Annotated in this window: 12 protein-coding genes; 9 read left to right on the forward strand and 3 right to left on the reverse strand. The window is 72.1% G+C overall.

Going from position 1 to position 13,620, the window contains the following annotated elements:
• Nucleotides 1–81: 81 nt before the first annotated feature.
• The 3 genes from OG251_RS26640 to OG251_RS26650 all read right to left on the reverse strand — a co-directional run bounded on the left by OG251_RS26640 (nucleotide 82) and on the right by OG251_RS26650 (nucleotide 1,466).
• Nucleotides 82–309 (reverse strand): DUF3107 domain-containing protein, encoded by a 228-nt coding sequence (locus OG251_RS26640; protein WP_073717986.1) that lies wholly within the window; start codon nucleotides 307–309, stop codon nucleotides 82–84.
• A gap of 130 nt (nucleotides 310–439) precedes the next feature.
• Nucleotides 440–1,081, reverse strand: a complete 642-nt coding sequence (locus OG251_RS26645) for a TetR/AcrR family transcriptional regulator (RefSeq protein ID WP_073717985.1) — start codon at nucleotides 1,079–1,081, stop codon at nucleotides 440–442.
• Nucleotides 1,082–1,250: 169 nt separating this feature from the next.
• The gene (locus OG251_RS26650) at nucleotides 1,251–1,466 is read right to left on the reverse strand and encodes a hypothetical protein (protein WP_326679497.1); all 216 of its coding nucleotides are present in this window, start codon (nucleotides 1,464–1,466) and stop codon (nucleotides 1,251–1,253) included.
• A gap of 110 nt (nucleotides 1,467–1,576) precedes the next feature.
• Between OG251_RS26650 and OG251_RS26655 the strand changes: the two genes are divergently transcribed.
• The 9 genes from OG251_RS26655 to OG251_RS26695 all read left to right on the forward strand — a co-directional run bounded on the left by OG251_RS26655 (nucleotide 1,577) and on the right by OG251_RS26695 (nucleotide 13,543).
• Nucleotides 1,577–2,542, forward strand: a complete 966-nt coding sequence (locus OG251_RS26655; RefSeq protein ID WP_326679498.1) for an alpha/beta fold hydrolase — start codon at nucleotides 1,577–1,579, stop codon at nucleotides 2,540–2,542.
• A complete protein-coding gene (locus OG251_RS26660; protein WP_326679499.1) occupies nucleotides 2,527–4,104 on the forward strand; it encodes a DUF3152 domain-containing protein in 1,578 nt (525 codons plus the stop codon). The genes OG251_RS26655 and OG251_RS26660 overlap by 16 nt, the downstream gene beginning before the upstream one ends.
• Nucleotides 4,105–4,181: 77 nt before the next feature.
• A complete protein-coding gene (locus OG251_RS26665) occupies nucleotides 4,182–4,277 on the forward strand; it encodes an Ms4533A family Cys-rich leader peptide (protein ID WP_326679500.1) in 96 nt (31 codons plus the stop codon).
• 249 nt (nucleotides 4,278–4,526) lie between these two features.
• Complete coding sequence (locus tag OG251_RS26670) at nucleotides 4,527–6,251, forward strand: ABC transporter substrate-binding protein (RefSeq protein ID WP_326679501.1); 1,725 nt, start codon at nucleotides 4,527–4,529, stop codon at nucleotides 6,249–6,251.
• Nucleotides 6,252–6,253: 2 nt separating this feature from the next.
• Nucleotides 6,254–7,285, forward strand: a complete 1,032-nt coding sequence (locus OG251_RS26675) for an ABC transporter permease (RefSeq protein WP_326679502.1) — start codon at nucleotides 6,254–6,256, stop codon at nucleotides 7,283–7,285.
• Nucleotides 7,282–8,271, forward strand: a complete 990-nt coding sequence (locus tag OG251_RS26680; RefSeq protein WP_326679503.1) for an ABC transporter permease — start codon at nucleotides 7,282–7,284, stop codon at nucleotides 8,269–8,271. Before OG251_RS26675 ends, OG251_RS26680 begins: the two co-directional genes overlap by 4 nt.
• Nucleotides 8,268–10,037 (forward strand): ABC transporter ATP-binding protein, encoded by a 1,770-nt coding sequence (locus OG251_RS26685; protein ID WP_326679504.1) that lies wholly within the window; start codon nucleotides 8,268–8,270, stop codon nucleotides 10,035–10,037. Before OG251_RS26680 ends, OG251_RS26685 begins: the two co-directional genes overlap by 4 nt.
• A 190-nt stretch (nucleotides 10,038–10,227) precedes the next feature.
• Nucleotides 10,228–12,048 carry a DUF3492 domain-containing protein gene (locus OG251_RS26690; protein WP_326679505.1) on the forward strand — a complete coding sequence of 607 codons (1,821 nt, stop codon included), beginning with the start codon at nucleotides 10,228–10,230 and terminating at the stop codon, nucleotides 12,046–12,048.
• A 34-nt stretch (nucleotides 12,049–12,082) separates the two neighbouring features.
• On the forward strand, nucleotides 12,083–13,543 hold the full coding sequence (locus OG251_RS26695) for a hypothetical protein (protein ID WP_326679506.1): 1,461 nt from the start codon (nucleotides 12,083–12,085) through the stop codon (nucleotides 13,541–13,543).
• Nucleotides 13,544–13,620: the final 77 nt, after the last annotated feature.

Here is a 13,620-nt window from a genome sequence, read left to right on the forward strand (position 1 = left end):
CGGTGAGGGACCGGGTACGAAGAAGCGGTCCGGCGGGGGATTCCCTGCCGGACCGCTTCCTCGTTCACTGCGTCGCGTGAGCTACAGCGCGCCGAACCCCACACGCCGGGTGCTGGGCTCGCCGATCTCCACGTACGCGATCCGGTCGGCCGGCACCAGGACCTTGCGGCCCTTGTCGTCCGTGAGGCTGAGCAGCTGCGCCTTGCCGTTGAGCGCTTCGGCGACCGCGCTCTCGACGTCCTCGGCGGAAAGCCCGCTCTCCAGAACGATCTCCCGGGGCGTGTGCTGCACCCCGATCTTGACCTCCACGGCTATGTCCCTCCGACGGTCAGTCCCTGCGCGGTGAACCGCGCCGTACGCAGCCACACTAGCCGGGTGGAACCCGAGGTCATGGCCCGACCGGCAACGCCCGCAGCGAACACGGCCGAGGGTCCGTCGGTCAGTGCTGGTCGATGCCGTGCAGCGGGAACCCCGCGATGCCCCGCCAGGCCAGCGAGGTCAGGAGCTGGACCGCGGTGTCGCGCGGAATGCTGGAGCCGCTGGAGAGCCAGTAGCGGGCCACCACCTGGGACACCCCGCCCAGGCCGACCGCCAGGAGCATGGACTCGTCCTTGGACAGCCCCGTGTCGCCGGCGATGACGTCGGAGATGGCCTCCGCGCACTGGAGCGAGACCCGGTCGACCCGTTCGCGTACCGCGGGCTCGTTGGTCAGGTCGGACTCGAAGACCAGCCGGAAGGCGCCGCCCTCGTCCTCGACGTACGCGAAGTAGGCGTCCATCGTGGCCTCGACGCGCAGTTTGTTGTCCGTCGTGGAGGCCAGCGCCGTGCGCACGGCCGCCAGGAGCGCCTCGCAGTGCTGGTCGAGCAGGGCCAGATAGAGCTCCAGCTTGCCCGGGAAGTGCTGGTAGAGCACCGGCTTGCTGACCCCGGCGCGCTCGGCGATGTCATCCATGGCCGCGGAGTGGTAGCCCTGCGCGACAAAGACCTCCTGCGCGGCCCCCAGCAGCTGATTGCGTCGGGCGCGGCGGGGCAGGCGAGTGCCCCGCGGGCGCGCTGCCTCTGTCTGCTCGATGGCTGTCACGCCGCCTCCCAAAATTGTGATCAAGCACAGCCGTTCGTTTACACGCTGCGCCGTACAGCCATCGTACTTTTGAGTAACCCGGGTGCGCGCGGCGCGGACGCAGAATTTCACGGACCGGACGACTGCGGTAGCCACAGATTCAACGAGTCAGGGAACAAAGCGGGGCGTATTACCGGTAATCGTCTTCATCCTGTGCGACAACCCGGCTCTGTTCCGCGGCGTCCGCCTCATTGGCGGTGTCCCGGTCGATGTCCGTCAGCGGTTCGTCGTTCCGCTGCTGGAGGTCGAGCAGTTGTTCGGCGGCATCGGCTTCGGGGGTCTCCGGGTCCAGCTCGTCCGGCTCGACTTCCTCGAAGGTCTCCGGGTCGCTCGGATCGACCGTCATGGTGGCTCCCTTCCTTCCCTTGAAGCGTAGGAGCAACCCTCCCGCGCCGCGATGCGGCCTGTGACGGCGAACACATGAATCGGCACGTGATCGTCTCGTAACATTGCCGCATGTCTTCGACCGAGCTGCCGGGTGCCCGTGCCGCCGCCGCCGCGATGGCCCCCACGGTCAGTGCCGTCAGAGTCGCGGAGGGTGAGCGGTTGCGCTCCGTCTCGCTGCCGGGACTCAGCCTGACCGTCCGCGCCCGGCCCGGGGACCGGACCGGGCTGCCCCCCGCGCTGTATGTGCACGGGCTGGGCGGTTCCTCCCAGAACTGGTCGGCGATGATGCCGCTGCTGGCGGACGTGGTCGACGGCGAGGCCGTCGATCTGCCCGGATTCGGGGACTCGCCGCCGCCCGACGACGGCAATTACTCGGTCACCGGGCACGCGCGTGCGGTGATCCGGCTGCTGGACGCGGGGGAGCGCGGGCCCGTCCATCTGTTCGGCAACTCCCTGGGCGGCGCGGTCGCCACCCGGGTCGCCGCCGTCCGCCCCGACCTGGTGCGCACCCTCACCCTCGTCTCGCCCGCGCTGCCCGAGATCCGGGTGCAGCGGCCCGCCGTTCCGACCGGGCTGCTGGCGATCCCCGGAGTCGCATCCCTGTTCTCCCGGCTCACGAAGGAGTGGACGGCGGAGCAGCGCACACGCGGGGTCATGGCACTCTGTTACGGCGATCCGGCGCGTATCTCCGAAGAAGGCTTCCGCCACGCGGTGGCCGAAATGGAGCGACGACTGGAACTGCCGTACTTCTGGGACGCCATGACGCGCTCCGCCCGTGGCATCGTCGATGCCTACACGCTGGGCGGACAGCACGGGCTGTGGCGCCAGGCCGAGCGGGTGCTCGCACCGACCCAACTGGTGTACGGCGGACGGGACCGGCTGGTCTCGTACCGGATGGCGCGCAGAGCGTCCGCGGCCTTCCGCGATTCGCGACTGCTGTCACTGCCCGACGCGGGGCACGTGGCGATGATGGAGTACCCGGAGGCGGTCGCCCAGGCGTTCCGGGATCTGCTCGACGAATGTGGCGGGAGCTGATCCGGGGCGTGGGACGACACAGTCGAAAGGGCCCCGAGGCCAAAAGCCCTCAGGCCCCGGCCGCGCCGGAGTCGGGCGGCGAGCGCGGAGCACCCCGGTCCGCGCCGGGCAACGGGCGACGCCGCAGGGCCGCTCCCGGACCGCCGGGCGGCGAGGCGAACGCCTCGTCCGGCGAGCGGAGCACTCCGTTCCATGACGGCCCGCAGGTCCGCGGCGGCCATCCCGAACAGCGCGAGGCGGGTGGCGGCTGGGGAAGCGGGCCCCAGGGGTACGGGGATGGGCGGTCGCCGGGTCGTCCGGGAGTTCCCGGACCGTCAATGGCGCCGGGTATACCGGTCGTTCCGGGGCAGTCCGGACAGCCGGGCGGGTACGCCCCGGCTCCCGGGGCCTCGCCCCGCCAGGAAGCCGTGGCGCGTCAGGTCTCGGCGCAGCAGGCGGCGCAGCGCGCCGCCGACGGGCGCGTGGCGGCGCGGCCCGCACCCGGCGGGGGCCCGTTGATACCGGGCCCGCGCAGAGAGTTCGTCGACGCCTTCGACGCCGCACCGCGGTCCGCCGTGCCGCGGTCCACCGCATCACCGTCCACCACGGCGCAGTTCGCCGCGGTGCGGTCCGACGCGGCGCCGGCGACGACGCCTCCGTCGTCCGCGTTTCCCGCCGGCCCGCAGGTCCCGGTCGCCGACGGGGACGACGGCACCGTGGGCCCGGCCGGTGACGGCGGCGGGCCGGGTGCCGAGGACGGCAGGGACGGCGGCCGGGGCGGCAGGGGCCGGACGTTCACCGGTATCGCCGCCGCCGCGGTGACCACCGTGCTCGCGGTGATCGTGGCCGGACAGGTGGCGCAGGACGCCGAGGGCCGGGACGGCGCGCCGCGGCCCGCGGGCGTGGAACGGGACGGCAGTTCCGACACCTCGCGCTCCGACGCCCGTCCCGCCCCCGCGAAGGCGCCCGAGGTCAAGCCCCTTTCGTACGCGGAGAAAATGGCCCAGCCCTATCCGCTCGATCCCGAGCTGAAGGCGAGCGGGAAATTCGACGCCGTTCCGGGCCTGGCGAAGGCGCCGGGCAAGGGGCAGAAGTACCGCTATCGCATCGATGTCGAAAAGGGCCTCGCTCTCGATGCCGGCCTTTTCGCCGAGGCCGTACAGAAAACGCTGAATGACGACCGGAGTTGGGCGCACGGCGGGGCGATGACATTCGAGCGTATTTCCTCGGGTGAACCGGATTTCGTGATCACGCTGGCCAGTCCGGGAACCACCGGTGACTGGTGCCGGAAGTCCGGTCTGGATACGACCATCGACAATGTCTCCTGCGATTCCGCCGCGACCGACCGGGTCATGATCAACGCCTATCGCTGGGCGCAGGGCTCGTCCACCTACGGCCCGGACAAGTTGTTGATCTACCGCCAGATGCTGATCAACCACGAGGTCGGCCATCGTCTCGGGCACGACCACGCGAGCTGTGACACACCCGGCGCACTGGCTCCGGTGATGCAGCAGCAGACGAAGTCGCTGAACCTCAAGGGGATCAAGTGCAAGGCCAACCCGTGGGTGCATCCAGGTAGTTGATCGCCGCAGTCCACATTCCGAGATGGCCGTCTCATTCCGCGTTGACATCGCCGAGGCGGTCGTCCATATTTCTCGGCATGTCACGCATCCCGGTCACCCCCGAGCGCGCCGCCATCGAGCTGGCGCTCATCGGCGTGGCCGGACATTGCGTAGCCGACGTTCTCTGTCGCTGACGCCCGCCCGAGCGCGCGTCGGCCCTCCTTCTCCATGAGCCCGTTCAGGGCTCGGTGAGCCCTTTTCGGGGTCTCCGTGGGTCACCCATGACTGCCGCGCCCGGCGTATTCCGTCCGTAGGCGCGGCTTTTCGGTGTTTATCGGCACTTCGGTGCTCCGATGCCTCCTTTCGCTGTCGCCTGCACGGGTCTTTTCTTCTGCTTTCCATGCATTCCTCCTGTTTGCAGCACTCCGAGAGGTCATCTTCCGATGCGTCAACCGTCCGTCATATCGCGCCGCGTGGCAGCGGCAGCCGTGGGTCTCGTACTGGCCGCGGGTGCCGCGGCCTGCGGGCCCGAGGACAGCAAGGGCAGCGACGGCAGCTCCGGCGCCGAGGGCAAGCCGCAGAAGGGCGGCACCCTCACCGTCCTCAACAGCAACCCGCAGGAGGACTTCGACCCCGCGCGGCTCTACACCTCCGGGGGCGGCAACGTCCCCTCCCTCGTCTTCCGTACGCTCACCACCCGCAACCGCGAGGACGGCGCGGCGGGCGCGAAGGTCGTCCCCGACCTGGCCACCGACCTGGGCACGCCCAGCAAGGACGCCACCGTCTGGACGTACACCCTCAAGGACGGCCTGAAGTACGAGGACGGCACCGCGATCACCTCCGCGGACATCAAGTACGGCATCGAGCGCTCCTTCGCCGCCGAACTCTCCGGCGGCGCCCCGTACCTGCGCGACTGGCTCATCGGCGGGGCCGACTACCAGGGCCTGTACAAGGACAAGAAGGGCCTCGCCTCCATCGAGGTGCCCGACGCGAAGACGATCGTCTTCCACCTCAACAAGCCCGAGGGCGAATTCCCCTACCTCGCCACGCAGACCCAGACGACCCCGGTGCCCCGGGCCAAGGACACCGGCACCAAGTACGAGGAGCACCCCGTCTCCTCGGGGCCGTACAAGGTCGTCACCAACGAGAACGACGGCGAGCGGCTCGTCCTGGAGCGCAACCCGCACTGGTCGGCCACCACCGACGAGGAGCGCAAGGCGTACCCGGACCGGATCGACGTACGCTCCGGGCTCGACTCCGCCGTCATCAACCAGCGGCTCTCCGCCTCCCAGGGCGCCGACGCCGCGGCCGTCACCACCGACACCAACCTCGGGCCGGCCGAACTCGCCAAGGTCACCGGCGACAAGAAGCTCGCCACCCGCGTCGGCACCGGCCACTTCGGCTACACCAACTACATCGCCTTCAACCCGAAGGTGAAGCCGTTCGACGACCCGAAGGTGCGCCAGGCGATCTCGTACGCCGTGGACCGCTCCTCCGTGATCAACGCCGCCGGCGGCTCCTCGCTCGCCGAGGCCGCCACCACCTATCTGCCGAACCAGAAGTCCTTCGGCTACACGCCCTACGACCACTTCCCGGCCGGGAAGACGGGCAACGCCGAGGAGGCCAGGAAGCTGCTGAAGGAGGCCGGGTACGCCAAGGGCCTGACCGTCACCCTGACCCACTCCAACGACAAGGACTTCGAGACCAGCCCGGAGATCGCCACCGCCCTCCAGGCCGCGCTCAAGAAGGCCGGGATCACGGTCAAGCTCCAGGGTCTGGAGAGCAACGACTACTCCGACACCACCCACAGCGCCGCCAAGGAGCCCGGCTTCTTCCTCGCCCACTGGGGTGCCGACTGGCCCTCCGGCGGCCCGTTCCTCGCCCCGATCTTCGACGGCCGGCAGATCGTCAAGGACGGCGCCAACTTCAACTCCGGCTTCCTGAACGACCCGGCGGTCAACAAGGAGATCGACGAGATCAACAAGCTCACCGATCTGAGCGCCGCGGCCACCCGCTGGGGCGCGCTCGACAAGAAGATCGGTGAGCAGGCACTGACCGTGCCGCTCTTCCACCCGGTCTACAAGCGGCTCGTCGGCCAGGACATCAAGAACGTCGTCATCAGCGACTGGACCGGCGTCCTCGACATCTCCCAGGTCTCGGTCAAGTAATCATGTCGGAAGCACTTCTGGTCCAGGAGGCGGGAGCGGCGAACACCGCCGCCCCCGCCTCGGGGGCCCGGCTGTTCTGGCGGCGGCTGCGCGCCCAGCGCGCGGCCACCGCCGCGGCGGCCGTGGTCCTCCTGCTCGTCCTGGTCGCACTCGCCGCGCCGCTGCTCAGCGCACTGGCGGGCCAGGACCCCAACACGTACCACCCCGACCTCGTCGACTCGGCGGCCGGCGGTGTGCCCATCGGCTCTTTCGGCGGCATCAGCGCGGATCACTGGCTCGGTGTCGAACCGCAGACCGGCCGCGACCTGTTCGCCCGTATCGTCCACGGCGCCCGGGTCTCGCTCGGCGTCGCCGTCGTCGCCACGGTCCTCCAGATCGCGATCGGGCTGGCCATCGGTCTCGCCGCCGCCCTCGGCAGCCGCTGGGTCGACCAGATCCTCAGCCGCATCACCGACATCAACGTCGCCCTGCCGATCATGGTCATCGCCCTGGCGCTCCTGGCGATCGTCCCGGACACCTTCCCCCGGCCCGTGCTGATCGCCCTGGTCATCGGCGGGATCAACTGGGCCGGTACGTCGAAGATCGTGCGGGCCCAGGCCCTCACCCTGAAATCCCTCGACTTCGTCTCGGCGGCCCGGCTCAGCGGCCGCGGCAAGTGGAGCATCGCCCGGCGCGAACTCCTGCCCGCGCTCGCCGCACCCGTCATCACCTACGCCGCGCTGATGTTCCCCACCAACATCGTCGTCGAGGCGGCCCTGTCCTTCCTCGGCGTCGGCATCAAACCGCCCACCCCGTCCTGGGGACAGATGCTCACCGAGGCCGACACCTGGTACCAGGCGGCCCCCACCTATCTGCTGCTCCCCGCCGGACTGCTCTTCGTCACCGTGCTCGCCCTGACCGTCCTCGGCGAGGGCATCCGCACGGCACTCGACCCGCGCGCCGCGTCCCGGCTGCGGATCGGCACCGGACGCAAGGAAGCCAAGGACTCCGGTGCGGACACGGCGGCCAAGAAGTCCGAGGAGGACCGGGCATGACCGGGTTTCTGCTGCGACGGCTCGGGGGAGCCGTCTTCGTCCTTCTCGCGCTGACCGTGATCCTGTACGCGATCTTCTACGTCGCCCCCGGCGACGTCGCCCAGATCGCCTGCGGCCCGCGCTGCTCACCCGCCCAGGTCGCCCAGGTCACCCAGCAGCTACGGCTGGACGACCCGGTGTACGTGCAGTACTGGCACTTCCTCCAGGGCATCGTCGCCGGACGCGACTTCTCCACCGGCACCGGGGTCGAGCACTGCTCCGCCCCCTGCCTCGGGGTCTCGTACCAGAGCGACCAGCAGGTCACCCGGCTGATCCTGGCCAAGCTGCCGGTCACCGCCTCGCTCGTGATCGGCGCCTTCGTGGGCTGGGTCCTGCTCGGCGTCGGCACGGGAGTGCTGTCCGCCTGGCGGCGGGGCCGGATCACCGAGCGGGTGCTGACCTGGCTGACCCTGGCCGGAACCGCCACGCCCGTCTTCGTCATCGGGCTGCTGCTCATCATCGTCTTCTGCTCCACACTCCAGTGGCTGCCGTCCCCGACGTACGTACCGTTCACGGAGAATCCCGAGCAGTGGGCCTGGGGGCTGCTCCTGCCCTGGGTGTCGCTGGCCCTCATCGAGTCCGCCAAATACGCCCGGCTGACCAGGAGTTCCATGCTGGAGACGCTCGCCGAGGACCATGTGCGCACCTTTCGCGCGTACGGCGTCAGCGAGCGCGCCATCATCGGGCGGCACGCCCTGCGCGGTGCCGTCGCACCCGTGATCGCGCTCAGCGCGCTGGACTTCGGCTCGATGTTCGGCGGCGCGGTCCTGACCGAATCACTCTTCGGCATCCCCGGCATCGGCCGCGAACTGGTGCACGCCGTCAAGGTCGTGGACCTGCCCGTCGTCGTCGGCATGGTGCTGGTGACCGGTTTCTTCGTGGTGCTCGCCAATACCGTGGCGGACGTCCTGTACGCGCTGGCCGACCGACGGGTGGTCCTGTCATGACAACTCCCTCCCCGTTGGTCGAGGTCAAGGACCTCACCATCGACTTCGGCACCGTCCGGGCCGTGGACGGGCTCTCGTTCACCCTGGAGGCGGGCGGCGCGCTCGGCGTCGTCGGTGAATCCGGCTCCGGCAAGAGCGCGTCCGCGTACGCCCTGCTCGGACTGCACCGCGGTACGGGCGCCCGGGTCGGCGGTTCGGTCCAAGTCGCCGGTACGGACGTGGGCGCCGCGGACGACGCCGCGCTGCGGGCGCTGCGGGGCGCGAAGGCCGCCATGGTCTTCCAGGACCCGCTGTCCTCGCTCGACCCGTACTACACGGTCGGCGACCAGATCGCCGAGGTGTACCGGGTGCACAACTCCGTGTCCCGGCGGGCCGCACGCGCCCGTGCCGTCGAGGTGCTGGACCGGGTCGGCATCCCGGACGCGGCGCGTCGGGCCGGTTCCCGGCCGCACGAGTTCTCCGGCGGCATGCGGCAGCGGGCGCTCATCGCGATGGCCCTGGCCTGTGAACCGCGGCTGCTGATCGCCGACGAGCCGACCACCGCGCTGGACGTCACGGTGCAGGCCCAGATCCTGGATCTGCTGCACGGGCTGCGGCGTGAGAGCGGCATGGGGCTGCTGCTGGTCACCCATGACGTGGGGGTGGCGGCGGAGAGCGTGGACGAGGTGCTCGTCATGCGGGCGGGCCGCGAGGTCGAACGCGGACCGGTCGCCGAGGTGCTGGGCCGGCCCCGCGAGGCGTACACCAGGGAACTGCTCTCCGCGGTGCCGAGGGTGGACGTGAAGCGGGTGGTGCCGGACGCGGTGTCCGTTCCGGTGCCCCGCACGTCGGCCGTCGTGGTGCCCCGCGCCCCGGGCCCGGACGACAGCTCTGCCGAGTCGCACGCCTCTGCCGCGCCGGACGCCTCCGCCGCGCCGCGTGCCTCCGTCGTCGCCGTCGGGGCCGACGCGCCGCCGCTGCTCGAAGCGGTCGATCTGCGGCGCGAGTTCGGCCGCGGTCGCGGCCGGGTCGCCGCCGTGGACGGGGTCTCGCTCAGCGTGCACGCCGGCCGGACGCTCGGCATCGTCGGCGAGAGCGGCAGCGGCAAGACGACGCTCGGGCGGATGCTGGTGCGGCTGCTCGATCCGACGTCGGGCCGGCTCCGTTACGGGGGTACGGAGATCGGCTCACTCTCCGAGAGGGGGCTGCGGCCGGTCCGGCGCGAGCTCCAGATGGTCTTCCAGGACCCCGTCGCCTCGCTCAACCCGCGCCGGTCGATCGGAGAATCCGTCGCCGACCCGCTCCGGGCGGCGGGGGAGAGCGACGAGAGCCGTATCCGCGACCGGGTGGGCGAGCTGCTGGAACGGGTGGGCCTGGACCCCGGCCGGTACGAGCGCTATCCGCACGAGTTCAGCGGCGGGCAGCGTCAGCGCGTCGGGATCGCCCGCGCGCTGGCCGCCGAACCCAAGCTGATCGTCTGCGACGAGCCGGTCTCCGCACTGGACGTCACCACCCAGGCGCAGGTCATCGGGCTCCTCGCCGAACTCCAGCGCGAGCTGGGCATCGGGCTGGTCTTCATCGCGCACGACCTCGCCGTCGTCCGTCAGGTCAGCGACCGGGTCGCGGTGATGCGCAACGGGATCGTCGTCGAACAGGGCGATGCCGACGACGTGTACGGGTCGCCTCAGCACCCGTACACGAAGCAGCTGCTGGCAGCCGTGCCCGCCCTCGACCCGGGACTCGCCGCGGTGCGCCGCGCGGCCCGCAAGGAGCTGGCCGCTGCCTGACCCTGCGTAACTCCCCGACCCCATACCGCGACGGAACGCCGCCGGGGTGGGAAAGTTACGACGGTTCACCCCTTTCGGTGGCGCGACGGACAACCGTCCGTCGCGCCACCGGCGTATCCGCTTACGGTCGTCCCGCTGTGAGTCGCCGTTCCAACGGCGGCCGCTGACAAGGGAGATCGGGGGTGTACTCGTGCGCATCGGACTGCTCACCGACGGTGGCTACCCGTATGCGGCCGGTGAGTCCGGACTCTGGTGCGGCCGACTGGTGCGCGGTCTTCCCCAGCACGAGTTCGACCTCTTCGCGCTGAGCCGCTCCGCCCACCAGGAGGACCAGGGCTGGGTCCGGCTCCCGCACCACGTGAGCCGGGTACGCACCGCACCGCTGTGGGCCCCCGAGGACGGCACCCTGCGCGGCAGCGGCGGGCGCGGGCTCCTGGCCCGGCTCGTGACGGGGGGCCGGGGCTCGTACGGGAGGCGCGAACGACGGCGCTTCAGGGCGCACATGACGGCGCTCGCCACCGCGGTCTGCGCGACGGGCGGCATCGGTGGGGACACGGGGCCCGGTGCCGGTACGTGTCACGAGGCGGGCCCCGGCTCCGGTGAGTGCGGTGCGGCGGCCGGTACGCCCGGTGCGCTCTTCGCCCAGGGGCTCTACGGGCTGGCCGAGCTGGCCGCGGAACGCGGCGGTCTGCACACCGCCCTGCGCTCCGAGACCACCGTGCGCATCCTGGAGTCGGCCTGCCGTGCCCGTGGCACCGGCCGGACCGTCCAGAGCGCCACCGTGCCCGATCACCTCGCCTTCGCCGCCGAGCTGGAGCGCATCCTGCGCCCGCTCTCCCTCGACTGGTACGGCAGGGAGAGCCTCGGGGCGGTCGACCTCTGCCACGCGGCGTCGGGTGGCGCCGCCGCGCTGCCGGGGCTGCTGGCCAAACGCTTCTTCGGGGTGCCGCTGCTGGTCACGGAGCACGATGTGCCCCTGCGGGAGCACTATCTGGCCGCGCCCGACGCGCCGTTCAGCGCGCCGGTACACGCCCTGCTCGCGAACTTCCACGGACTGCTGGCCGCCGAGGTCTACCGCCGGGCCGAGCTCATCACCCCCGGCAGCACCCATGTACGCCGCTGGCAGGAGCGGTGCGGCGCCGACCGCGCCAAGCTGCGCACGGTCCACCCCGGCATGGCGGAGGACCGTTTCACGGGTGTGGGGGAGGGCGACGACAACGGTGGCCCGGACACCCTGGTCTGGGTCGGCCGGATCGAGCCCGCCAAGGACCTGATCTCCCTGCTCCACGCGTTCACCGAGGTCCGCCGCGCCGAACCGGCCGCCCGGCTGCGGATCCTCGCCGCCCCGGCCGAGGGCGCCGAGGACACCACATACCTCATGCACTGCCGGGCGCTGGCCGACCGGCTCTTCCCCGACGAGCCCACCGGAGCCCGCACCGAAGGCGGCAGCCCGGTCTCCTTCGGGGAGATCGGCGGCCCCGAGGTCCCCGGCCTCCCCGAGGCGTACGCGGCGGCCGGCGTCGTCGTGCTCTCCAGCGTGGTCGAGGGCTTTCCGACCGGTCTGGTCGAGGCGATGTTCTGCGGCCGGGCCACCGTCTCCACGGACGTGGGAGCGGTCGTCGAGGTGATCGGCGGTACGGGGCTCGTCGTGCCCCCGCGCAATCCGCGGGCGCTCGCCGACGCCTGCGTCACGCTGCTGCGCGACCCCGAACGCCGTGCACGCCTGGGCGCGGCGGCGCGGGCGCGGGCGCTCGAACTGTTCACCGTCGAACAGAACCTCGCGGCATTTCGCGGCATTTACCTGGAGCTGATCTCACGCTCGCCGGTGTGCCGGGAGGCCGACGCGGTGGACGCCGACGGCGATCCCCGTCCGTTCGCCACCCCGCCGGAGGCCCAGGTGTCCGGCCACTGGACGCGGCGCGCCGCCCGGGCGCCCGGATGGGCCGCCGAAACCGCGGGCGTGTGCGCGGGCGCGGCGGGCGGCGCGGGAACCGGGGGCGGCGATGCGTGACCACCTGACGGGCCACGACCACGGAGGATTCCCGATGCGCCGACCGACCGAAGGGCGCGCAGTTTTTGGCGCCCATGACGCCCCGGCCGCCCCGCGCGCCGGCGGCGCCCGGGACCCACGCCCCGAAGCGCTGGTCCCGGCGACCCCGGCCACCTCGGCTATCCCGGCCACCCCGGCGACCTCGGCCACTTCGGCCGCCCCGGTCACCGCGTTCGCGGAGATCTCCGAGCCCCCGTGGGGCCTCCCGTCCAGCGCCGACCGGCTGGGCGGTACCCCCGCAGCGGAGGGCCCGGTGGTGAAGGGCCGCGCGGGGGAGGACCTCGCGTCCGAAGCCCCCGCGTCCGAAGCCCCCGCGTCCGAAGCCCCCGCGTCCGAAGCCCCCGCGTCCGACGGCGCCGTGTCCAAGGGGCACAGGCCCCGCATCGCCCGCCGCGGCCCCGCCGACCCCGTGAAGCCGCTCATGCGCAGCCATCGCGAACTCTGCGAACGCGCCGTGGACGCCCTGGAGATCGCCGCCGGTCTGGAGGCCCACGGGCTCACCGACCGCACCGCCGCCCGCTACCGCCACCAGGACGTCTTCTCGCTCGCCGAGGAGCTGTACGCCCGGGTGCCGGGCAGCGCGGGGGAGCCCGGAGCCCGCCGGGCTCCCGGACCGGGGCCCGACACCGGGGCACGGGCCGGCTGGACGCTGCTCGCGCTGCTGCCGGGCGCCGCCTGCCTCGCGACGGCGGGCGTGCTGCGCGCCACGGAAGGCCTCCTCGGCGGGGGAGCGCGATGCGCCGTGACCGCGCTCGGGGCGCTCCTCGTGCTCCTGGCCCTGCGGTCGTGCCTACGGCGCGGACCGCTGCACGCCCCCCAAGGTTCCGGCCGGAGCGCGCTGTACGGCTGCTGGCTCCTCGCCTACGCGGTGTACGGCGAGGAGTTGCTGGCCCAGGTCATCAGCGGCGGACCCGACGGGCCCTGGGACGGTACGCCAGCCCCGCTGCTCGGGCTCGCGCTCGCCGTGGCGCCCGCCGCGTGGTGCGTGCACCTCTTCTCCGTACACGCCCACCGCAAACTCGCCGGCAGCCGCGCACTGGAGGAGTTCGGTGCCGGTGTGCGCCCCCTGCTCCTCGGCGCCGTCGCGCTCTTCCTGTGCGCGCTCGTGCCGTTGCTGCTCCTCGCCGACCTGGGATACGGGGGAGGCGGCACGCCCGTCGCCGTCACGGCCCTCGGAGTCCTGTTCCTCCTGGCCCGACTGCTCTGCGCGCACGGCTTCCCGGAGGCCGCCACCACCGGGCTCGCCGCCGCCTGCGCCGTCGAAGCGGCGGCCCCCGCCCTGATCCTCGCCGGGCGGCTGCCCGGCCTCGACCTCCTCGCCCGGCCGGTGAACGCCCTCGTCACCTGGGGCGGCACCGGAGCCGTACCCGCCCTCGCCTGTGGAGCGGCCGCCCTCGGGCTGCTCGTCCACGCCGCCTTCGCCCTCTCCCGGGCGTCCGCCCACGCCAGGGCATGACCCCTCATCGAGGCACCACCGCACCGATGCGCTGCTGCCCGCCCCGAACCACCCATCCGCCCCACCCCGTACCACCG

Origin of the sequence: Streptomyces sp. NBC_01237, assembly GCF_035917275.1 — a bacterium.
Taxonomy (GTDB): Bacteria; Actinomycetota; Actinomycetes; order Streptomycetales; family Streptomycetaceae; genus Streptomyces.

Excerpts from the sequence above, each read along its gene's own strand:
- OG251_RS26675 (WP_326679502.1), top strand. The coding sequence starts at position 6,254 with ATGTCGGAAGCACTTCTGGTCCAGGAGGCGGGAGCGGCGAACACCGCC.
- OG251_RS26650 (WP_326679497.1), bottom strand. The coding sequence starts at position 1,466 with ATGACGGTCGATCCGAGCGACCCGGAGACCTTCGAGGAAGTCGAGCCG.
- OG251_RS26670 (WP_326679501.1), top strand. The coding sequence starts at position 4,527 with ATGCGTCAACCGTCCGTCATATCGCGCCGCGTGGCAGCGGCAGCCGTG.
- OG251_RS26660 (WP_326679499.1), top strand. The coding sequence starts at position 2,527 with ATGTGGCGGGAGCTGATCCGGGGCGTGGGACGACACAGTCGAAAGGGC.
- OG251_RS26680 (WP_326679503.1), top strand. The coding sequence starts at position 7,282 with ATGACCGGGTTTCTGCTGCGACGGCTCGGGGGAGCCGTCTTCGTCCTT.
- OG251_RS26655 (WP_326679498.1), top strand. The coding sequence starts at position 1,577 with ATGTCTTCGACCGAGCTGCCGGGTGCCCGTGCCGCCGCCGCCGCGATG.
- OG251_RS26685 (WP_326679504.1), top strand. The coding sequence starts at position 8,268 with ATGACAACTCCCTCCCCGTTGGTCGAGGTCAAGGACCTCACCATCGAC.
- OG251_RS26695 (WP_326679506.1), top strand. The coding sequence starts at position 12,083 with ATGCGCCGACCGACCGAAGGGCGCGCAGTTTTTGGCGCCCATGACGCC.
- OG251_RS26665 (WP_326679500.1), top strand. The coding sequence starts at position 4,182 with ATGTCACGCATCCCGGTCACCCCCGAGCGCGCCGCCATCGAGCTGGCG.